Annotated in this window: 18 protein-coding genes; 4 read left to right on the forward strand and 14 right to left on the reverse strand. The window is 65.9% G+C overall.

Features of this window, described 5'->3' with window-relative positions; translation table 11 throughout:
• Positions 1-7: 7 nt before the first annotated feature.
• Together ACOYR4_RS03290 and ACOYR4_RS03295 are read right to left on the reverse strand one after the other, a co-directional pair.
• Positions 8-700 carry a glutathione S-transferase family protein gene (locus tag ACOYR4_RS03290; protein WP_060985742.1) on the reverse strand — a complete coding sequence of 231 codons (693 nt, stop codon included), beginning with the start codon at positions 698-700 and terminating at the stop codon, positions 8-10.
• A gap of 170 nt (positions 701-870) precedes the next feature.
• Positions 871-1,443, reverse strand: a complete 573-nt coding sequence (locus ACOYR4_RS03295) for a 5-formyltetrahydrofolate cyclo-ligase (RefSeq protein ID WP_060985741.1) — start codon at positions 1,441-1,443, stop codon at positions 871-873.
• Between the two features lie 14 nt (positions 1,444-1,457).
• On the opposite strand from ACOYR4_RS03295, the gene ACOYR4_RS03300 reads away from it, so the two are divergent.
• From ACOYR4_RS03300 to ACOYR4_RS03310, 3 genes are all read left to right on the forward strand, one after another.
• Positions 1,458-3,443 carry a transglycosylase SLT domain-containing protein gene (locus ACOYR4_RS03300; protein WP_422848622.1) on the forward strand — a complete coding sequence of 662 codons (1,986 nt, stop codon included), beginning with the start codon at positions 1,458-1,460 and terminating at the stop codon, positions 3,441-3,443.
• A gap of 118 nt (positions 3,444-3,561) precedes the next feature.
• Complete coding sequence (locus ACOYR4_RS03305) at positions 3,562-4,158, forward strand: DUF4124 domain-containing protein (protein WP_422848623.1); 597 nt, start codon at positions 3,562-3,564, stop codon at positions 4,156-4,158.
• A 69-nt stretch (positions 4,159-4,227) separates the two neighbouring features.
• The gene (locus ACOYR4_RS03310) at positions 4,228-4,617 is read left to right on the forward strand and encodes a GNAT family N-acetyltransferase (protein WP_422848624.1); all 390 of its coding nucleotides are present in this window, start codon (positions 4,228-4,230) and stop codon (positions 4,615-4,617) included.
• Between the two features lie 12 nt (positions 4,618-4,629).
• On the opposite strand, the gene ACOYR4_RS03315 is transcribed toward ACOYR4_RS03310, so the two are convergent.
• The 9 genes from ACOYR4_RS03315 to ACOYR4_RS03355 form a co-directional block, all read right to left on the reverse strand.
• Positions 4,630-5,562, reverse strand: coding sequence for an MBL fold metallo-hydrolase (locus ACOYR4_RS03315; protein ID WP_422848625.1), 933 nt, complete (start codon positions 5,560-5,562; stop codon positions 4,630-4,632).
• Positions 5,563-5,677: 115 nt separating this feature from the next.
• Positions 5,678-6,067: a D-ribose pyranase gene (gene rbsD, locus ACOYR4_RS03320; protein WP_422848626.1), complete on the reverse strand. Its 390-nt coding sequence runs from the start codon at positions 6,065-6,067 to the stop codon at positions 5,678-5,680.
• Positions 6,064-7,008: a ribokinase gene (gene rbsK / locus ACOYR4_RS03325; protein ID WP_422848627.1), complete on the reverse strand. Its 945-nt coding sequence runs from the start codon at positions 7,006-7,008 to the stop codon at positions 6,064-6,066. The genes rbsD and rbsK overlap by 4 nt, the downstream gene beginning before the upstream one ends.
• Entirely contained in the window at positions 7,005-8,027 is a 1,023-nt protein-coding gene (locus ACOYR4_RS03330) for a LacI family DNA-binding transcriptional regulator (protein WP_422848628.1), read from the reverse strand. Before ACOYR4_RS03330 ends, rbsK begins: the two co-directional genes overlap by 4 nt.
• A gap of 35 nt (positions 8,028-8,062) precedes the next feature.
• Positions 8,063-9,055 (reverse strand): ABC transporter permease, encoded by a 993-nt coding sequence (locus ACOYR4_RS03335; RefSeq protein WP_422848629.1) that lies wholly within the window; start codon positions 9,053-9,055, stop codon positions 8,063-8,065.
• Complete coding sequence (locus ACOYR4_RS03340) at positions 9,052-10,716, reverse strand: sugar ABC transporter ATP-binding protein (RefSeq protein WP_422848630.1); 1,665 nt, start codon at positions 10,714-10,716, stop codon at positions 9,052-9,054. The genes ACOYR4_RS03335 and ACOYR4_RS03340 overlap by 4 nt, the downstream gene beginning before the upstream one ends.
• A gap of 144 nt (positions 10,717-10,860) precedes the next feature.
• Complete coding sequence (locus ACOYR4_RS03345) at positions 10,861-11,814, reverse strand: sugar ABC transporter substrate-binding protein (RefSeq protein WP_422848631.1); 954 nt, start codon at positions 11,812-11,814, stop codon at positions 10,861-10,863.
• A gap of 468 nt (positions 11,815-12,282) precedes the next feature.
• Complete coding sequence (locus ACOYR4_RS03350; protein ID WP_422848632.1) at positions 12,283-13,965, reverse strand: AMP-binding protein; 1,683 nt, start codon at positions 13,963-13,965, stop codon at positions 12,283-12,285.
• Positions 13,966-14,047: 82 nt separating this feature from the next.
• Positions 14,048-14,794 (reverse strand): FFLEELY motif protein, encoded by a 747-nt coding sequence (locus ACOYR4_RS03355; protein WP_422848633.1) that lies wholly within the window; start codon positions 14,792-14,794, stop codon positions 14,048-14,050.
• A 104-nt stretch (positions 14,795-14,898) separates the two neighbouring features.
• Between ACOYR4_RS03355 and ACOYR4_RS03360 the strand changes: the two genes are divergently transcribed.
• Positions 14,899-15,795, forward strand: coding sequence for an esterase/lipase family protein (locus tag ACOYR4_RS03360; RefSeq protein ID WP_422849618.1), 897 nt, complete (start codon positions 14,899-14,901; stop codon positions 15,793-15,795).
• A gap of 891 nt (positions 15,796-16,686) precedes the next feature.
• Here ACOYR4_RS03360 and phhA read toward each other — a convergent pair.
• The 3 genes from phhA to hppD all read right to left on the reverse strand — a co-directional run bounded on the left by phhA (position 16,687) and on the right by hppD (position 19,746).
• Positions 16,687-17,526 (reverse strand): phenylalanine 4-monooxygenase, encoded by an 840-nt coding sequence (gene phhA / locus ACOYR4_RS03365; protein ID WP_422848634.1) that lies wholly within the window; start codon positions 17,524-17,526, stop codon positions 16,687-16,689.
• A 65-nt stretch (positions 17,527-17,591) separates the two neighbouring features.
• Positions 17,592-18,560 (reverse strand): Bug family tripartite tricarboxylate transporter substrate binding protein, encoded by a 969-nt coding sequence (locus ACOYR4_RS03370; protein WP_422848635.1) that lies wholly within the window; start codon positions 18,558-18,560, stop codon positions 17,592-17,594.
• 73 nt (positions 18,561-18,633) lie between these two features.
• Complete coding sequence (gene hppD / locus ACOYR4_RS03375) at positions 18,634-19,746, reverse strand: 4-hydroxyphenylpyruvate dioxygenase (protein ID WP_094288941.1); 1,113 nt, start codon at positions 19,744-19,746, stop codon at positions 18,634-18,636.
• Positions 19,747-19,926: the final 180 nt, after the last annotated feature.

Below are 19,926 nucleotides of genomic sequence, written 5' to 3' on the forward strand. Positions count from 1 at the left end.
GTGTTGCTCAGCCTTCCGTATGGCGCAGGCGGTAGGGCTCTTCAAAGTCCAGAAAGTCCTTCTCGGCCAGTGCCTCGTCGATCCAGGCTTTGACGCCGGGCAGGGCGCGCACGCGGTCCACATAGGCCTGGATGGGCGCAGGCACGGGTAGGGCATAGGTGTGCAGGCGCATGCACACGGGAGCGAAGTAGGCGTCGGCCACGGTGAAGTCGCCAAACAGCAGCGGGCCGCCGTGCTCCTGCAGCAACGCACTCCACATCTCCACCAGGCGCTGCACGTCGGCGCGCACACCCGCCTGGTCGCGCCAGATCAGGGCGCCGGTGTCGGCCAGCTGGGCTTCGATGTTCATGGGGCAATGGCTGCGCAGGGCGGTGAAGCCGCTGTGCATCTCGGCACAGACGCTGCGGGCGCGCGCGCGGGCTTTGGCGTCCGTGGGCCAGAGCTTTTTGTCGGGATGGGTTTCGGCCACGTATTCGGCAATCGCCAGCGTGTCCCACACCACCAGGTCGCCGTCGACCAGCACGGGCACCTTGGCGGTGGGGCTCACGGCGCCGATGGTGCGCTTGAACTCGGATTGCGCGTCAAAGCTGTCAAAGCGCACGCGCACTTCTTCAAAGACGATGCCCGCCTGCTTGAGCAGCACCCAGGGGCGCATGGACCAGGACGAGTAGTTCTTGTTGCCGATGTAGAGCTTGAGCATGGTGGGCACCTGAAATGAAGAGGTCAGCCCGCCATGCTAGCCGCTGCGGCGCGCGCCAGCGATGCGAAAAACCGGCCCGAATGATGCGTGGCAGGCATCACAGGCCTTCGTGCCGACCGGCAAGTGCCCGGGGGCGACCTGCTGCGCGGTCGCCCACAGGCTCCGAAGGGTCAGACCGGCCAGACCACGCCGTTGTCGTTCAGGATGGCATCGAGTGGGAGATCGAACTCCTCGGGCTCGAACTCGTCCAGGTAGCCGTTGGTAAAGCCCAGGCCCACCGTGAAGGGCTTGGGCTGCAGCGTGGCCAGCGTGCGGTCGTAAAAGCCGCCGCCGTAGCCCAGCCGGTAGCCGCCGGCGGCGTAGCCTACGCAGGGCACAAACAGCAGCGTGGGTACGATGACCTCGGTGTCCTTGGGCTTGGGGATGCCGTAGGCGTCTTCTTCCATCGGGCAGCCGGGGTACCAGGCGTGGAAGGTCAGGGTCTTGTGCTGCTTGTTGACCACCGGCAGGCCGATGCGGCGGCGCAGGGGTTCGTCCAGCAGCTCGCCGTCTTCCTTCCAGCGGTGCAGGGCGGGCAGGGGGTCGAACTCGCCCTTGATGGGCCAGTAGGCGCCGATCACCGTGTCCGGCCGGTTCACCAGCCAGATGCGCATCACCTGCTGTAACAGGTCGGCCCGCTGTAGGCGGTCGGGCAGGTTGAGGCGTTCTTCTATCAATGTGCGCCGAAGGGCTGCTTTGTCCATCAGATAATTCCCCCATGCAATTTCTCAGAGCGATTCTGACACCCCTTGTGGCCGCCACCCTGCTGGCCGCCACCGCGCCGCTTGTCATGGCGCAAAACCGTGGTGACGATACCCTGCTGGAGATGCAGCAGGCGTTCCGCAAGGGCGACCGCAACAAGCTCGCGCAGTTGCTGCCTGCCGCGCGCGGCCATGCGCTGGAACCCTGGGCGGCCTACTGGGAGCTGCGGGTGCGCCTGGGCGAGGCGTCGCCGCAGGAGATCCAGTCCTTCATGCAGCGCTACGCCGGCACCTACCAGGAAGACCGCCTGCGCAACGACTGGCTGCTGCTGCTGGGCCAGCGGCGCGACTGGAGCCAGTTTGCCGAGCAGCACCCCAGCTACCGTATGTCGGACGACCGCGAGGTGCGCTGCTACGCGCTGCTGATCGACCACATCAAGGGCACGGCACCCGCCACGGTGGCGGACGATGTGCGCAGCAACTGGTACGCCATCCGCGACGCTGACGACGGCTGCAACCATGCGGCGGGCGAGCTGTACACCGCCAAGAAGCTCTCTGCGCTGGACATCTGGCGCAAGGCGCGGCTGGGTGTGGACGCCAACCGGCCCCGTGTGGTGCGCAATGCCGTCGAAATCGTGGCGCCCGATGCGCTGCCCCAGCTCAAGGAAGCGCTCGACACTCCCAGCAAATACCTGCTCGGCCGGGCCACGGCGCGGGGCAAGGTGCGCCAGGAGCTGATCGTGCTGGCACTGATCAAGCTTGCAGGCAGCGACCCGGACGGCGCAGCCCGTCAGCTCGACAGCAAATGGAGCGTGCACCTCTCGCCCGAGGAGCGCAACTGGGCCTGGGGCGTGATCGGCAAGGCGGCTGCGCAAAAGCTGTCCAGCGATGCCATGGGCTACTTTGGCAATATCACCAAGGACAGCGACCTCAACGACGATCTGCTGGGCTGGAAGGTGCGTGCCGCACTGCGCGCCGGCCAGTGGAAGGCCGTGGCCAAGGCCGTCGACGCCATGGGCCCCGAAGGCCGCCAGGACAGCACGTGGGTGTACTGGAAGGCGCGTGCGCTGCTGGTCGGCAAGCCCAGCGACGCAGACCGTGCCGAGGCGCGCCAGCTGTTCGAAAGCATTGCCGGCACGCGCGGGTTCTATGAGCAGCTGGCGCTGGAGGAACTGGGCCAGCGCATCAGCGTGCCGCCTGCGCCAGCCCCCCTCACCGCCGAAGAGAAGGCGGCTGCGCGCGCCAATCCGGGGCTCAATCGCGCGCTCTACGCCATTTTGCTGGGGCTGCGCAGCGAAGGCGTGCGCGAATGGAACTACACCACCAACCTGCACCAGCCCGGCGGCATGCCGGACCGCGAACTGCTGGCCGCTGCCGACTTTGCCTGCCAGCGCGAGGTGTGGGACCGGTGCATCAACACCAGCGAGCGCACCAAGGGCGTGATCGAGGTGAACCAGCGCTTCCCCATGCCGTTCCGCAGCACCGTGGTGGAGCGCGCGCAGGGCATCGGCATCGACCCGGCCTATGTGTACGGCCTGATCCGCCAGGAAAGCCGCTTTGTGATGGATGCCCGCTCGCATGTGGGCGCCTCGGGCCTCATGCAGGTGATGCCCGCCACCGCCCGCTGGACGGCCAAGAAGATCGGCCTTACCAACTTCACGCCCGACCAGATCACCGACCGCGACACCAACATCACCATCGGCACCGCCTACCTCAAGCTGGCGCTGGACGACTTTGCAGGCTCCATGCCCATGGCCGCTGCTGCCTACAACGCGGGCCCTGGCCGCCCACGCAGCTGGCGCAACGGCCCGGTGCTGGACGCCGCCATCTGGGCCGAAAACGTGCCCTTTGCCGAGACGCGCGACTACGTGAAGAAGGTGCTGTCCAACACCACCAACTACGCGGCCATCCTCACCGGCCTGCCCCAGTCGCTCAAGAGCCGCCTGGGCACCATTGGCCCGCGCGACGCGAACCTGCCCGAGGTGAACAAAGACCTGCCTTGACACCCAGGTGCTCGCCACGCGGGGGCTGGTGGTATTCGATTTGCTATCAATGGAGGAGCTGAAGGCGCATATTCAACGAGCGCCTCAGCGGGTTTTTATTCAAAAAAGAGAGGGTGTGATGGGCAAACTGGCATGGATGGCCTGTGTGGCCACAATCGGCGCGGCCGTGGCGTGGAGCGCGGGCGCGCAGGCGCAGCCCGTGTACAAATGGGTGGATGCCGATGGCAAGACCCATTACGGATCGCAGCCCCCGCCTGCCAAGCAGGATACCGAGCCGCTGAAGCTGCAGAGCAACAACGGCACCAGTGGGGGCAGTGGTTCCTCCAGCGGCAAGGGCGCCAGCGCCAAGGCGGGCCAGCAGTACAACCCTGACGGCACCAAAAAGGTCTCCAAGGACGTCGAGGAGTTTGGCGAGGGGCTAAAAAAATCGCTGGGCACCGTGGACAGCAAGCAAGTCCCCCTGAACTGCGCCGTGGCCGTGGACAACATCCACTACCAGGCCGACCTGATGCTGGAAGTGGGCCAGAAGAACGTGCGAGACGGCTACATGACCCAGGCGGCTTTCGACGCCACAGCCCCCAAGATCCGCGAAGCCAAGGGCAAGTACAGCGTGTCCGACTGCCAGGGGTCATCGGGCAACAAGAAGTCGTTTTACCAGTGCATGTCCAGCAGCAAGAACCACGTGACGGGCTGCGACAAGCAGTTCAAGCACTGATGGGGTGTTTGGGGTGGCTTGGTGAGTGGTGTGGCACGAGACCTGGCTCCGGCTCAGAGGAGGCGTAGGGTGCAGCTTCGCGATTTCGAATCCGCAGATCTGGATGGCGTCTATCGAATGCTCACCGCGAGCGGTTGGGCGCATCGCATTGAAAGCGCCGGCTATCTGCAGCGACTTGTTCAGGTATCGCATCGAACCGCTGTGGCGATGCTTGATGACCAAGTGGTTGGATTCGCCCGTGCCATCACCGATGGCCTGTCGAACGGTTACCTGTCGATGGTTGTTGTCGCCAAGCCTTGGCGTCGGCAGGGAGTTGGACGCGCTCTCGTACAACACATCGTTGGGTCCGACGCGTCCGTTACTTGGGTACTGCGTGCAGGGCGACCTGGAGCACCGGAGTTTTTTGCAAAACTGGGGTTCGTTGCCTCTGTGGACGCGATGGAAATGCGGCGCCGATGAGTCGGAAACCCATCACACGTTGTGCAACATCTCCCCTTGGCGCACCGCAGCGCCTGATCGCACCAGTTCATCCGCCAGGCTCTGCAGCCATTCGGCCTCGGTCTGCGCTGCAAAGTGCCGCGCGCGCAGCATGCCGAAATACGGCGTGGCTTGCGCCCAGGCCGTAAGGTCGGGGATGCCGATCTGCTGCCATTCGAGCAGCTTGTACTTCAGCAGCACCTTGGCTGCGTAGAGCGCGTGCTTGCCCGGGTTGCGCACAAAGCCGTCCAGGCGGCGGCGGGCGCCGTCGATGGCGCGGGGCGCATCGGCAAACACCGGCCCGTGGCCCGGGATCACGACCTGGGGCGACAGTGCCTCAATCAGGTCCAGCGTGGCACCCACCTGGGCGAAGGCATCGTCGCCTTCCAGCTCGGGGAACACCACGCCAAAGCCGTTTTCCCACAGCGCATCGGCCGATATCAGCACGCGGCCCTGGGGCTCGAACAGCACCACCGAATGCGGGTCGTGCCCGGGCGCGGCATGCACCTGCCAGGGCTTGTCGCCCAGCAGCACACACGAGCCCGGCACCAGCAGCGTGTCGGCCCGAAAGGGAGGGCATTCCTGCCCGGTGGGCGTGTAGCTGAGCGCATAGGCATCCCACTGGCGCACATGGTCGGCCTGGCCGGGCGGGATGGCGGTGAGCACGCTGGGCCAAGCCTTTTGCAGCGCCGCGTTGCCTCCGCAGTGGTCGCTGTGCAGGTGGGTGTTGAGGATGCGGTCCAGCGCGCGGCCCTGCAGCGTGCCGCGTACCAGGTCCACGGTTTGATCGGCATGGCTGCAGTAGCCTGTGTCCACGATGGCCGTGTCGTGCTGGCCGATGAAAAGGATGTTGTTGGCCGACAGCCAGCCGCGTTCGAGGACGGTGATTTCGGGGGGCAGGAGGTCGTGGGGCTCGGAGCTGGGCATGGGGCAGGCAATAGATGATGCCCCAGCGTACCCCAGGTGTGCCCTGCCAGACGTTCTCCAAAACCCGCAACGCCCGGCCTGCGGCGGGCCCGGCGGGTGTCACAACCTCAGAACCTCAGAAGGTCACGCCCGCCACCAGGATCACGTTGGCATACGGTGTGCATTCGCCCGTGCGCACCATCACGCGGGCTTGCTGCGTCAGGCGCTTGAAGTCCTCGTGCGAAACCGCCTGAGGAGTGACCGGCAGTTGGCACCAGCCGGGCAACTGGCCGCCGTTGCGTTCCATCGCTTCGGTGGCGATCACGGCCTTCTCGACCTGCATTTCTTCCAGCACCACCCGCAGCACATCCGCAACGGCGGGGATGCCAGGCGTGAGCGCCAGGTCAACGCGGCGCGGGCCGTTGGGGATGGGCAGGCCCACATCGCCGATCACCAGCATGTCGCCGTGGCCCAGGGTGGCGATGGCGTGGGAGAGTTCGGCGTGCAGCAGGGCGGTGCGTTTCAAAGGGGGCTCCAGGCGGGCGGTTGGGGGCTGTGCGCCACGGCGGCGCGGGTGGGGATGGAGGGCTGGGCGCCGGGCTGGGTGACGCACAGCGCCGATGCGCGGATGCCTTCGCGCACGGCGGCGTCCAGTGGTTCGCCGCGTGCCAGGGCTACGGCCAGCGCGCCCAGGAAGGTGTCACCAGCGGCCGTGGTGTCCACGGCTTTCACGACGAGGCCAGGGTGGTAGCGGTTGCCTGCGGCGTCGGCGGCCACGGCGCCTGCCGCGCCCAGGGTCACCACCACCTGGGCGGGGCCCTTGGCGCGCAGGGCTTGTGCGGCCTGCGCGGCATCGGCGGGCGTGGTCACGTTCTGGCCCGCCAGCGCGGCGGCTTCCACCTCGTTCACGACCAGCGTGTGAACCCGCGGCCACAGGGCCTCGGGCAGGGGCTGGATGGGCGAGGGGTTGAGCACCACGGGGCAGCCAGCGGCATGCGCCATCTCGGCCGCGGCCAGCACCTGGGGCAGGGGCGTTTCAAACTGCAGTACCAGGCCGCCTGCGCCTTGCAGCGCTTTGCCCAGCGCGGCGGCATCCAGCACAAAGCGGCCATTGGCGCCGGGCACCACCACGATGCGGTTTTGCCCGCTGGCCTCGACGGTGATGGCGGCCACGCCGGTGGTGGTTTCGGTGTCGGTCTGCACGCCGCTGTGGTCGATGCCGTCGGCGTCGAGCCCGGCGCGCAGCGTCTGGCCGTAGCCGTCATCGCCCACCCGGCCAAACAGGGCCACCCGGGCGCCCTGGCGTGCGCAGGCCACGGCCTGGTTGCCGCCCTTGCCGCCGGGTACCAGGTGCAGGGCGTCGGCCAGCACGGTTTCGCCGGGGCCGGGTGCGTGTTGCACCTGCAGCACCAGGTCCATGTTCAGGCTGCCGACGACGGCGATGCGGGGCGCGGTGTTCGTGCTCATGCAGCACCTCCGGACGCATGTGCCGTGGAGGCGCGCACGCGCAGCTCGGGCTGCAGCATCACCTTGCGTGCGTCCTGGCGTTTGCCGTCGATGCGCTCCAGCAGCATGTCCACCGCCAGCGCGCCGATGCGCTGCTTGGGCTGTGCCACGGTGGTGAGCGGTGGGCTGGTGAAGGCGGTGAGTTCGATGTCGTCAAAGCCGACGATGGACAGTGCCTCGGGCACGCGCAGGTCGCGCTCGTGCGCGGCGCACAGCGCCCCCATGGCCATGAGGTCGTTGCAGACGAAGACGGCGGTGGGCGGCTCGGGCGCGCGCAGCACGGCGTGCATGGCTTCGTAGCCGCCCTGGCTCGTGAAGTTGCCATGCCACAGCAGGCCGTCACCTGTGCCGCAGCCTGCGTCGGTCAGGGCCGTGCGCCAGCCAGCAATGCGCTGCTCGCTGGGGGCAATGCCTTCGGGGCCGCCAATGCAGGCAATGCGACGGTGGCCCAGCGACAGCAGGTGGCGCGTGGCCAGCAGCCCGCCCTGCATGTGGGCGGTTTCCACGAGGTCGCAGGGTTGTTGTTCGGCAATGTCGATTTCGCGGTCCACCAGCACGGTGGGGATGGACAGGCCCGCGAGCTGCGTGGCCAGCGTGGCGTCATGCCCGGTGGAGACCACGATGAGCCCGTCGATGCGCCGCTCGGCCAGCACCTGCAGGTAGGTGCCCTGGCGGTGCGCCTCGTCGTTGGTGTTGCACAGGATGACGTTGTATCCCGCGCCAAAGCAGCGGTCTTCCACGCTGTGCACGATCTCGGCAAAGTAGGGGTTGGAGCTGTTGGGGATCAGCATGCCCAGCGTGCGCGTGTTGTTGCTCTTGAGGCTGCGCGCAATGGCGCTGGGCACGTAGCCCAGCGCGCGGATGGCAGCCTCGACGCGCTCGCGGCCCTCGGGGCTCACGCGGCGGGTGCCGTTGACCACGTGCGACACCGTGGTGACGGACACCTCGGCGTGGCGCGCAACGTCCTTGATAGTAGCCATGCAGGAAGAAGAAAAATCGGTGTGTTGAAACAGGTTCAGCGGGCGGCGCGGCGCTGGCGCAGCGTGTCCACAATGACGGCCGCCACGATCACAAAACCCGTGATGATGCGCTTGCTGGGCTCGCTGGCGCCCACCTGGGCCAGGCCCGCTTCGAGCACCGCGATGATGAGCACGCCAAACGCGGTGTTCACCACCGAGCCGCGCCCGCCCATCAGGCTGGTGCCGCCAATCACCACGGCCGCAATCACCTGCAGCTCCATGCCGGTGCCCGCGTTGGGGTCGGCGGCTTCGAGCCGGGCCGACTGCATCAGGCCCGCCAGGCCCGCCAGCAAGCCTGTCATGGCAAACACGATCACACGGATGGGGCGCGGGTCCACGCCGGCCAGGCGCATGGCTTCTTCATTGGTGCCAATGCCCACCACGCAGCGGCCAAACACCGTGCGCGACAGCACCAGCTGCGCCACCACCACCAGCACCACGGCCAGCAAGAAGGCGAACGAGATGCCGCCAAAGAACGGCGCTGACAGCCAAGAGATCGCATCGCCCACGTACTGCGTGCGCGAGTCGGTCACCACATAGGCGCTGCCGCGCACGGCTTCGAGCATGCCCAGCGACACGATGAACGAGGGCAGCCGCCACGCGACAGAAATCATGCCGGTGATGGTGCCGCACACCAGGCCGGTGGCCAGCGCCAGCGCAGCGGCGGCGGGCACCGTCCAGCCCCACTGCAGGATGGCGGCGGCCGAGGTGGCAGCGGCCAGCGCCATCACCGAGCCCACCGACAGGTCGATGCCCGCGATGATGAGCACAAAGGTCATTCCCACGGCCATCACGGCCAGGGCCGGGATTTCGTTGGCGATGGTGATGAAGGTCTCGGCGCTCCAGAAGTACTCGGACAGCGACGAGAACAGCGCCACCATGCCCGCCAGCACGGCCATCAGGCCCAGATAGGTACCCAGCTGGCTGCGCCAGACCGAGGCGGAGGAAGGCGCCGCAGCGGGCGCGGCAGATGCGGTGGGGGCGTTCATGCGGTCACAGGAGAAGAAGTTGAAGGGGTGGTGCTGGTGCGCCCGCCGGGCTCGGAGAACGCTGCTGCCAGCAGCGATTGCTCGGACCACTCGCCGCGCTCGAACACGGCCACCAGGCGGCCTGCGCTCATCACGCCGATGCGGTCGGCCATGGCCATGAGTTCGCGCAGGTCGGACGACACCATGAGCAGCGCACGGCCCTCGGCGGCCATGCGGTCCAGCTCGCCATACAGCTCGGCGCGCGCGCCCACGTCCACGCCGCGCGTGGGTTCGTCGAGCAGCAGCACGCGGCCTTCGCGGTGCAGCCAGCGGGCGAACACCACCTTTTGCTGGTTGCCGCCGGACAGCTGGCCCACGGGCTGTTCCGGGCCGTGGCAGCGCACGCGCAGGGTGCGGATGAATCCCTGCACCAGACGGTTCTCAAGCCCGCGCTGCAGCCAGCCGCCGCGCGACACGGCCGACAGGTCGGACAGCGTGGCGTTGATGCGGATGGGCTGCGACAGCAGCAGGCCCTGGGATTTGCGGTCTTCCGTGACCAGGCCCACGCCGGCGGCGATGGCCTGCAGCGGCGATGTAAAGCCCCGCTGCCAGGTGCGGGGTACGGTGGGCGCCGGAGCGAGATGTTTTGCTATGTTTTGTGTAGCTGTTTGCGCATGATCTTCTAGCGCTTGGGGCTGTTTTTGCTCTGAAGTCGGGTGCAGCGTCACGCTGCCACGGTCTGCCCGGTCGGCGCCAAACAGCAGGCGGACCAGCTCGGTGCGGCCCGATCCGACCAGCCCGGCAATGCCAAAAATTTCACCGGCCCGCAGCTCCAGGCTCACGTCCTGCACGGCGGTGCCCCGGCCCAGCTTGTCTGCGCTCATCACCACGGGGCCGACGGGGCGGCGCGGGCGGTGGTCCAGGTCGCTCACCACGCGGCCCACCATGCGCTGCACCAGGTCGTCTTCGCTCATGCCCGCCATGGGGCGCACGTCCACCAGGCGGCCATCGCGCAGCACGGCCACGCGGTCTGCAATGCGGCGCAGCTCTTCGAGCCGGTGCGACACGTAGATGATGGCCACGCCACGCGCGGTGAGGTGGGCGATCTGCTCAAACAGGTAATTGGTCTCGCGCGGCGTGAGCATGGCCGTGGGCTCGTCGAGCACCAGGATGCGCGTGTCGTCCTGCAGGTTGCGCGCAATCTCCACCATCTGCTGCTGGCCAATGCCCAGCTGCGAAACGGGTGTGCCGGGGTCGATGGTGTCGAGCCCGATCTTGGCCAGCTGCGCACGGGCGGCTGCGTGCAGCACATCGCGCTGCAGCCAGCCCAGCCGGTGCGGCAGGCGGCCCATCAACAAATTCTCGGCCACGGTGAGCGTGGGCACAAGGCCCAGCTCCTGCATCACCATGCGCACGCCGTGGCGCTCGGCATCGCGGCGCGACGAGGGCGCGTACGCCTGTCCCGCCAGCTGCATGCCGCCGCGCGTGGGCTGTTCCAACCCGCAGAGGATCTTGGACAGCGTGCTCTTGCCCGCGCCGTTCTCCCCGGTCAGCGCCAGCACCTCGCCCGCAAACAGCTCCACGTTCACGCCATCGAGCACGGTGGCGGTGTAGTCCTTGCCCACGGCCTGGATGGCGAGCAGGGGCGTACGTGGTGAGTCAGGTGACGGGCTGGTGGGCATGGGAGTGTGTGCAGTTTTTAATTTTGCAGCGGTGAACAAAGCTCAGCGAAGCGGTTCTGGCTAGGCGCCGTGTCGCAGGCAGTACTGGAAGTACGACAAGACACGGCAACAACGCCAGAAGAGCTTTGTTCTCCGCTCCAGGGCTTACTTGCTGTCTTTCGTCACCAGCACCACATCGGTCTTCACCGTGGCGGGCAACTGGTTTTGCGGCGTCTTGGCGGCCAGGGCCTTCTGCGCGAGTTCGATGCCGAACACGGCCTGCTTGGCGGCGTACTGGTCGGCGGTGGCCAGCACGCGGCCGTCGGCCAGCATGGGCTTGATGGCACCGATGTTGTCGTAGCCCACCACCTGCACCTTGCCGGTCTTGCCAGCGGCCTTCACAGCGGCCACGGCGCCCAGGGCCATGCTGTCGTTGCCCGCCAGCAGGGCGACGAGGTCAGGGTGCTCGCGCATCATGCCGGCGGCCACGGTGTTGCCCTTTTCAATCTCCCAGTTGCCGGACTGCACGCCCACCACGGTGATGTTGGCGGCCTTCATGGCGTCCTGGTAGCCCAGGGTGCGCTGCTGCGCATTGAAGGTGGTGGACACGCCTTCGATGATGCCGACCTTGTCACCGGCCTTCAGCGTCTTGGCCAGGTGGTCGCCCACCAGCTTGGCGCCCGCGCGGTTGTCGGGGCCCACGAAGGGCACGGTGATGTTCTTTTCCTTCAGCGCATCGGCATCGAGCTGGTTGTCGATGTTGACCACGATGATGCCCTTGTCGATGGCCGTCTTGACCACGGGCACCAGCGCCTTGGAGTCGGCCGGGGCCAGCACGATGGCGTTGACCTTCTGCGCCACGGCCTGCTCGATCATCTTGATCTGGGCTGCCGTGTCGGTCTCGTTCTTGATGCCGTTGGCCACCAGCGTGTATTCCTTGGCATGGGCCTTCTGGTGCGCCTTGGCGCCGTCTTCCATGGTGCGGAAGAACTCGTTGGCCAGCGACTTCATGATGAGCGCGATCTTGGGCTTGTCCTGCGCAAACGCAGGGCTGGCCAGAAGGCTGCCCACAACGGCGAGGGCGGCGGCGGTCTGAACGGAACGGCGGGTGAACTTCATGGGGGTTGTCTCCAGGTTGGAATGTGGATAAAGGCAACGCTGAACAAGCCTCTCGCGCCCGGCGCATCCCTGGCTCAGCACGGTCTGCAGCGTTGCAAATCCTCGCGATAGCTACGGCTATCGCTGTGGTTTGCGCCTTGCAGCCCATCCCGATCCAGGGCCCGCCGCATCGCGGAGGCTTATTCAGCGTCGCCCTCAGGCGACCGACAGCGCGGAGAGAAACCCCCGGCAGACTCCGCAAGAAAGGAGCGCCTGCGGCTGCCCGGTGCCTTGTCGCGATCGGGATGATAACGAAAGCAAACGTTTGCGCAAACGTTTGCTAATCAGTAAAAACCCGGAGATGCCGATATTGGAGGATCTGGAGCACGCAGGCGGTTTGCAGTTTTTGCGCCCAAGAAAAAGGGCGCCGAAGCGCCCTGGGGGAGGTTGCCGGGTGCGGCGTTCGGGCCGCCGCGCCCATGAACAAGGTCAGGCCTTGCGCAACTCCCTGCGCAGGATCTTGCCCACATTGCTCTTGGGCAGCTCGTCGCGGAACTCGATGTACTTGGGGCGCTTGTAGCCGGTGAGGTTCTGGTGGCAGTAGTTGGCCACTTCGTCCTCGGTCAGGGCCGGGTCGCTCTTGATGATGAACACCTTGATGGCCTCGCCCTGTTTCTCGTCGGGCACGCCAATGGCCGCGCATTCGACCACGCCGGGGCACAGGCTGATGACCTGCTCCAGCTCGTTGGGGAACACGTTGAAGCCGCTCACCAGGATCATGTCCTTCTTGCGGTCGATGATGCGGGTGTAGCCCTGCGGGTCCATGATGCCGATGTCGCCCGTGCGCATGAAACCATCGGGCGTGAAGGCCTTGGCGTTCTCTTCGGGCTGGTTGTAGTAACCCGTCATCACGTTGGGGCCGCGGATGCAGATCTCGCCCGACTCGCCCTGGGGCAGGCTGTTGCCTTCGTCGTCCTTGATGGCAATGTCGATGCCCGGCAGCGGCAGGCCGATGTTGCCGCTGAAGGTGGTGCTGATCACCGGGTTGTTGGTGCCGATGGCGCAGGTCTCGCTCATGCCCCAGCCTTCGATCATGGTGCTGCCGGTCACCTTATGCCACTGCTTGGCCGTGCCCTCGCTGGCCGCCATGCCACCGGCCTGCGACACGCACAGGTGCGAGAAGTCCAGCGTCTTGAACTGCGGGTTTTGCAGCAGCGCGTTGAACAGCGTGTTCACTGCCGGCAGCATGTGGAAGGGCCGCTTCTTCAGCTCGGCGATGAACTTGGGAATGTCGCGCGGGTTCGGGATCAGCGTGAGGCTGGAGCCCTGGCGGATGGCCAGCAGGCACAGCGTGAGCGCGAAAATGTGGTACAGCGGCAGCGCGGCAATGCTGTTGGCCTTGGAGAGGTCGCCCACCTTGGACAACGCGGGCGTGAACCACGCCTCGGCCTGCAGCGTGGCGGCCACGATGTTGCGGTGGGTGAGCACCGCGCCTTTCGACAGGCCCGTGGTGCCACCGGTGTACTGCAGAAAGGCAATCGAATCTAGCGTGGCCTGGCTGGGCGCGAGCGACTTGTGCTCGCCCAGCGACAGCGCCTTCTTGAACGTGACGACCTTGCGGCCGCCCGTCAGCGGCAGGTCATACGCAGGCACCATCTTGGCCAGGTGGCGCACGGCAAAGGTGATCCATTTGCCAAACCAGAAGCCCAGCAGGTCGCCCATGGAGGCCATCACCACATGCTTGACGGCTGTGTGGTCAATGACCTCGGCCAGCGTGTGGGCAAAGTTCTCCAGGATCACGATGGCCGTTGCACCGGAGTCCTTGAGTTGGTGCTCCAGCTCGCGGGCGGTGTACAGAGGGTTCACGTTCACGCAGGTGTAGCCCGCGCGCAGCACGGCGGCCATGGTCACGCCAAACTGCGGGATGTTGGGCAGCATGATGGCCACGCGCGCGCCGGGCTCCAGCCCCAGGCTTTGCAGGTAGGCGCCCAGCGCGGCCGAGCGGCGCTCCAGCTCACCATAGGTCATCCACTGGTCCATGCAGACCGAGAACGGGCTGGATGCGTGTTTGCGGAACGACTCTTCCAGCAGGTGGGCCACAGAGCGGTATTGCTCGGGCTTCACGTCATGCGGGACGCCCGGGGGGTAGCTCTTGAGCCAGATCTTTTCCATGCGCTTGTTTCCTTCGGTGCCAGATGCCACTAAATGCCGTTAATAGGTGGGCACAGATTGTGGAAGGCGGGGGCGCAACGGGCTATCGGGCTTGTCCTAGTGTGTGGTTAAGCTGGGTCTCGCAGGTGACAGGATCAGCGTCGAAGAGCAAATCCATCAGCGCCCGCTCGCGTTGCTCGATGGTGGCCAGGAACTGCTCCACCCCGCCCCGCTGGCGCGCGAGCTGGCCGAAGGTGTCGAACCCGGCCTCCAGAAACTTCTGCAGCGCGCCCATGCCCGCCGCGTTGGCCGGGCCGCGCATCATGCGCAGCATCATCCGCAGGCCGGGTGTGCGGGTGAGGCGCGCCAGGTCGGTGCCCATGGCCAGCACGCGCTCCAGCTGCTGCTTGCGCGCGTGGCGTTGTCCGACGGCCCGCCAGGCGGCGGCGTAGCGGGCGGCGTCGTTGGCTTCATCGACGCCTTCATGCGCGAGCCAGGCGCGGCCCATGTCCTGGTCCAGTTCCTCGGTCTGCGCGTGCAGCACGGCCAGGGCCACGGCGGTGGTCACGACCGGCTGGGGGAACATGGTCTGCAGCGTGCCCGCGATGCGGCCAAACTGCTGGTCGCGGTCGGTGTAGTCGGTGTCGCTGTACAGCTCTTCCAGAAAGAACTGCGCTGCGGGACCGAACGCAGGCGATGCCATCAGGTCCGCATAGGTGCCGCGAAAGCGCCGCGCCTGAAAGGTCTTGACGCTGCCTACCGCCGCCCCCAGCGCCGGGTCGCCCGTGCGGTGCAGGCGCAGGACGGTCACATCGGCAATGGCATCGCGGATGGTCTGGGCGGCATCCATGGGGCGGGGTCCTTTCAGCGTTCTGCGGGGTGCGGTGTCGGGCTGTGGTCAGACCGCACAATGCGGCTGGTCCATTACAACATTTGCCCATCACCACCATCATGATGATCGCGCGCTGGCAACGAATCCTTCTTCTGTGCATCCTGCTGGCCATGGCCGCCTGGCTGGTGTGGCAATGGCCCCATTCGCCCTGGCGCGCCGTGCTGGGGGCCTTGGTGCCGCTGTGTCTGTACTTGGTGGTGATGGCGGTGGAGTTTGTGCTGATGCATTTCACCAACCGCACCGACGCCGCGCCGCGCGCCCGCCTGTCGCAGGTGGTCGGTGCCTGGTGGGCCGAGGTGTGGGTGGCGCTGATGGTGTTTTGCTGGCGCCAGCCGTTTCGCCACCAGTCCGTACCCGACTGGCTGCCTGCGCAGCCGACCGGAAAACGCGGCGTGGTGCTGGTGCATGGGTTCATGTGCAACCGGGGGCTGTGGCTGCCGTGGTTGGCGCAGTTGCAGGCGCGGGGGCATGCCTATGTGGCGGTCAATCTGGAGCCGGTGATGGGCTCGATTGACGAGTATGCGGACATCATTGAAGACGCTGTGCGCCAGGTGACGGCGGCCACGGGGCAGGCACCTGTGTTGTTGTGCCACAGCATGGGGGGCTTGGCGGCGCGGGCGTGGCTGCGGGCGCACCAGGCGGACGGGCGGGTGCACCGGGTGTTGACGCTGGGCACGCCGCATGGGGGCACGTGGCTAGGGCGTTTTAGTCGCGCGGTGAATGGGCGGCAGATGAGCCTGGCGGGGGACTGGGTGGTGGCGTTGCAGCGGGCGGAGCCTGCGGGGCGGGCGGCGTTGTTTACCTGCTGGTATTCGAACTGCGACAACATCGTGTTTCCGGCAACTACGGCGGCGTTAGCGGGGGCGGAGCACCGGTTGGTGGAAGGGGTTGCGCATGTGCAGATGGCGTTTGACCCTGGGGTGATGGGGGCTTGTCTGGAGGAGGTTGCTCGGGGGTGATGTTTTGGTTCTATTGGCTGGATGCGCTAGTGGGATATGCGCTGGTAGCTATTGATTTTGTAGTATTTGGTCGCGTGCGCTGATTGGGTGGCGTGCCTTTGTTGAGGGCGGAGGCCGGGAGTCGCCCCGGCGGGCGAGGTACTTTTCTTTGCTTCGCCAAAGAAAAGTACCCAAAAGAAAGGCGACCCCCAGTCTGCGACCCCTTCGCGTGGCGAAGGGGCAAACCTGCGTCGGGGCGGTTGCGGGGTGCGCCGTGGAACTCACTGCGCTGCGTTGCAGCTTCGTTCGGACATCCACGGCGAGTCAGTTCACGAAGCACGCGCGCTGCGGCGCGCGCGCCACCCCCCAACCGCCCCGCCGCAGGCGCAGCCAGCAGGGGTGGGACAGCCGAACAGCCGAACAGCCAACATCCATCCGGGCCATTGCTGCGCTCGGCCTCGTTTTGCGGGCGCAAGCGCCACGCGCTGCGCAAGCTGGGCCGAGCGAAGCAAAGGCCCGTGTGGATGTTCCGCTCCCTTTGCCCCTCTGGATGCGCCGAGGAGCGCAGGGTTTGGCGGATCAGGGCTCGCGTGTATCTGAGCGACGCGCAGCGGCGCGAGTTGAGCGAGACCCCGCCAAACCCGAGCACCGCAGGTTGCCCCGTAGCGAAGCGCAGGGGACGCAGACAGTGGGGTCGCCCTTTCTTTGGTTCCTTTCTTTCGGCGACGCGAAAGAAAGGGACTCGCATGCCGGGCGACTCCCGGCCTCCGCCCTCAAACCAGGCACAGAGCCCAATTCATCCACAAGCTCCAACAACCTCAGCCAGGTATTGCTGGATGCAGAAGAAATGCTATCAAATATGTAGCTAATAAGGCATGAATCACTATCGCTAGCAGCCAATACCACCAAAAATCAAGCCGCCACAGCCTCCCGCTCGTCCGCCGCAAACTCCGGCAGCCCCCGTAGCCGCTCATAGATCGGCGCAAAGTCCGCTGCCGTCATCTCAAACAACTGCTCAAAGCTGTCGATCACAAAGTACGTCTGCTGGTACGTATCGATCTTGTAGCGCGTGCGCATCGTCCGCTCCAGTTGCAACGGAATGCGCTGCGGCTCGGGGCTCTGCACCGAATACGCCAACTCCCCCGACGAACTCAATATCCCCGCGCCATACGCCCGCAACTGCCCCGCCTCGCGGATCAGCCCGAACTCGATCGTGTACCAGTACAAACGCGAGAGCATCTCGCACGACCCCAGCCCCTGCGCCTTCAGCCCACCCTGGCCATAGCGCTGCACATAGTCGGCAAACACCGGGTTGAACAGCAGCGGCACATGGCCGAACAGGTCATGAAAAATGTCGGGCTCGACGATGTATTCGAACTCCTCGGGCTTGCGGATCCAGTCCGTCACCGGGAACTTGCGGTTGGCCAGCAGGGTGAAAAAGGGCACCTCGGGGATCAGCCCCGGCACGCCCACCAGTTCCCAGCCGGTCGCTTTGTAGAGGCGCTCGTTCACCTCTTCAAAACGCGGAATGCGGTCGCTCGCGCCCAGTGAGGGCAGGGCGTCAATGAACGCCTGGCTCGCCAGGCCTGGCAGCAGGGCGCGCTGGCGCTCGTACAGGCGGCGGTAGGTGTCGTGGTCCGCGGCGGTGTAGGCCGCGTAGTCTTGCGGGCAGGTGTAGTCCGCGTCGGCACGCGAATAGTCGCCACGCGGTGGGCGGGTGGATTGGCCATAGACGACAGGGGCTTGTCCCATTTTTTTCTCCTTTGCCGCCATGGTCGGCGCACCGCGATGGGGGTGCGCACCAGCCCACGCGGCTGCTAATCGATCTTGATCTTTGCGGCCCGGATCAGAAATTCGTACTTGCTGTTTTCCGAGCGCACAAACTGCGCAAACCCGTCGAGCGTCAGCTCTTCGGGCGTGATGCCCATCTTCTTGAACTTCTCCTTGCCGGCAGGCGAGTGCATCGCGGCGCTGAACGCGTTGGCATAGCGGCGTGCGTCCGCATCAGGCAGCGAGGCCGGGGCAAACAGGCCGAACCAGGTGGACACGTTGAAGCCCTGCACGCTGTCGTTGATGCTGGGCACGTTGGGCAGTGCTTCGTTGCGGCTCAATGTGGTCACGCCCAGCGCCAGCAGCTTGCCCGACTGGATCTGCGGCAATGCCGAGGCCAGGTTGTCAAACACCATCAGCACCTGGCCCGATTCCAGCGCAGCGAGCGCGGGCTTGGAGCCCTGGAACGGCGTGTGGCCCATCTTGGTGTTGGTGAGCGACTTGAACATCTCGGCCGAGATGTGGCCGATGCTGCCGTTGCCGCCCGAGCCGTACTTGGCCTGGTCCGGGTTCTTTTTCAGGTAATGCACCAGGTCGGGCGTGGTCTTGATGCCCAGCTTGGCCGCCTGCTCCGCATTCACCACCAGCACATTGGGCGTGCGGGCCACGAGGACGAGGGGTTTGAAGTCCTTGAGTGCGTTGTAGGGGAAGTTCTTGTACAGCCAGGGGTTCACCGCGTGCGTGGCCACGGCGCCCATCAGCACCTGGTTGCTGGTCTTGGGGGCCTTGGCGACCTGGTCGGCGCCGGTATTGCCGCCTGCCCCCGGTTTGTTCTCCACAGTGATGGAGCCCAACTGGGCTGCGGCACCGTCGGCCACGATGCGGGCCGATGTGTCCAGCGGACCACCAGCGGGGTAGGGCACCACGATGGTGAGCGGGGCAGACGGGTTCTGCGCCAGCGCGACAGTGGCTGCGCCGGCCAGAAGGGTGCTGAACAGGGTGCTACGGAGCGACATCGGGATCCTTTTGAGTTCCGGGGAGCGCGCAGTATAGGCACCTGTGCAGGGTTAACCCTGGATGTCTGATGTCTTACGTGTTCAGCACACCACGGCGGATCTGGTCGCGTTCCAGCGACTCGAACAGCGCCTTGAAGTTGCCTTCGCCAAAGCCGTCGCGGTAATCGCCTTCGCGCTGGATGAATTCAAAGAACACCGGGCCCAGCATGGGCGTGGAGAAAATCTGCAGCAGCAGGCGGGGCGTGCCGTCAGCGGTGGATCCATCAAGCAGGATGCCGCGCGACTGCAGCTCGGGCACGGGCTGGCCGTGGCCGGGCAAACGGGTGTCCAGCATTTCGTAGTAGACCTCGTTGGGTGCCGTGGCCAGGGGCACGCCGGCCATGCCCAGCTTGTCCACCACGTCCAGCAGGTTGTCGCAGATCAGCGCGATGTGCTGGATGCCTTCGCCGTTGAACTGCATTAGGAATTCTTCGATCTGGCCGCCACCCTGCTTGGCTTCTTCGTTCAGTGGGATGCGGATCATGCCGTCGGGCGCTGTCATGGCCTTGGAGGTCAGGCCCGTGTATTCGCCCTGGATGTCGAAGTAGCGGATCTCACGGAAGTTGAACAGCTTCTCGTAGAAGTTGGCCCAGAAGCCCATGCGGCCCCGGTACACGTTGTGGGTGAGGTGGTCGATGAGGTTCAGGCCATGGCCCACAGGGCGGCGGTCCACACCTTCGATGAATTCGAAGTCGATGTCGTAGATGGACTTGCCGTCTTCAAAGCGGTCGATCAAGTACAGCGGTGCACCGCCAATGCCCTTGATGGCGGGCAGGCGCAGTTCCATGGGGCCGGTGGGGATGTCAATAGGCTGGGCGCCCAGTTCCAGTGCGCGGTTGTAAGCCTTGTGCGCATCTTTCACGCGGAAGGCCAGGCCGCAGGCGGAGGGGCCATGCTCCGCGCCAAAGTACGCGGCTTGGCTGTGGGGCTCGCGGTTCAGGATGAAGTTGATGCCGTTCTGGCGGTACAGCACCACGTCCTTGGAGCGGTGCTTGGCGACCAGCGTGAAACCCAGCTTTTCAAACACCGCCTCCAGCACGCCGGGCTGGGGCGAGGTGAATTCGACGAACTCGAAGCCCATCAGGCCCATGGGGTTGTCCCAGGCAGCGAGCTGGGCGGTGGTTTCTTGCGGCAAGGCGGCGTTCATGGGGGGGTCTCCGGCATTCGTTGATGAATGTCATGGACTGTAGGCGTGGCTTGCCTCATGTTTCTGGCGAAATCAAGAGGCTTTGCCGCTTGATTTGCAGGAATGTTGTGAATGATCAAAATTTCGCGCAATCAGGCGGCGCTTCGGGCAGGGGAGGTCGCCGCATCGATGCGGCTTCGC

The sequence above is a fragment of the Acidovorax sp. M14 genome (genome assembly GCF_049331375.1).
Classification (GTDB): domain Bacteria; phylum Pseudomonadota; class Gammaproteobacteria; order Burkholderiales; family Burkholderiaceae_C; genus Acidovorax.

Coding starts and splice junctions, on each gene's coding strand:
- ACOYR4_RS03315 (WP_422848625.1), bottom strand. CDS start 5,562: ATGCCCAGCTCCGAGCCCCACGACCTCCTGCCCCCCGAAATCACCGTC.
- ACOYR4_RS03290 (WP_060985742.1), bottom strand. CDS start 700: ATGCTCAAGCTCTACATCGGCAACAAGAACTACTCGTCCTGGTCCATG.
- ACOYR4_RS03360 (WP_422849618.1), top strand. CDS start 14,899: ATGATCGCGCGCTGGCAACGAATCCTTCTTCTGTGCATCCTGCTGGCC.
- ACOYR4_RS03300 (WP_422848622.1), top strand. CDS start 1,458: ATGCAATTTCTCAGAGCGATTCTGACACCCCTTGTGGCCGCCACCCTG.
- rbsK (WP_422848627.1), bottom strand. CDS start 7,008: ATGAGCACGAACACCGCGCCCCGCATCGCCGTCGTCGGCAGCCTGAAC.
- ACOYR4_RS03345 (WP_422848631.1), bottom strand. CDS start 11,814: ATGAAGTTCACCCGCCGTTCCGTTCAGACCGCCGCCGCCCTCGCCGTT.
- phhA (WP_422848634.1), bottom strand. CDS start 17,526: ATGGGACAAGCCCCTGTCGTCTATGGCCAATCCACCCGCCCACCGCGT.
- ACOYR4_RS03305 (WP_422848623.1), top strand. CDS start 3,562: ATGGGCAAACTGGCATGGATGGCCTGTGTGGCCACAATCGGCGCGGCC.
- ACOYR4_RS03355 (WP_422848633.1), bottom strand. CDS start 14,794: ATGGATGCCGCCCAGACCATCCGCGATGCCATTGCCGATGTGACCGTC.
- hppD (WP_094288941.1), bottom strand. CDS start 19,746: ATGAACGCCGCCTTGCCGCAAGAAACCACCGCCCAGCTCGCTGCCTGG.
- ACOYR4_RS03330 (WP_422848628.1), bottom strand. CDS start 8,027: ATGGCTACTATCAAGGACGTTGCGCGCCACGCCGAGGTGTCCGTCACC.
- ACOYR4_RS03350 (WP_422848632.1), bottom strand. CDS start 13,965: ATGGAAAAGATCTGGCTCAAGAGCTACCCCCCGGGCGTCCCGCATGAC.
- ACOYR4_RS03335 (WP_422848629.1), bottom strand. CDS start 9,055: ATGAACGCCCCCACCGCATCTGCCGCGCCCGCTGCGGCGCCTTCCTCC.
- ACOYR4_RS03340 (WP_422848630.1), bottom strand. CDS start 10,716: ATGCCCACCAGCCCGTCACCTGACTCACCACGTACGCCCCTGCTCGCC.
- ACOYR4_RS03370 (WP_422848635.1), bottom strand. CDS start 18,560: ATGTCGCTCCGTAGCACCCTGTTCAGCACCCTTCTGGCCGGCGCAGCC.
- ACOYR4_RS03295 (WP_060985741.1), bottom strand. CDS start 1,443: ATGGACAAAGCAGCCCTTCGGCGCACATTGATAGAAGAACGCCTCAAC.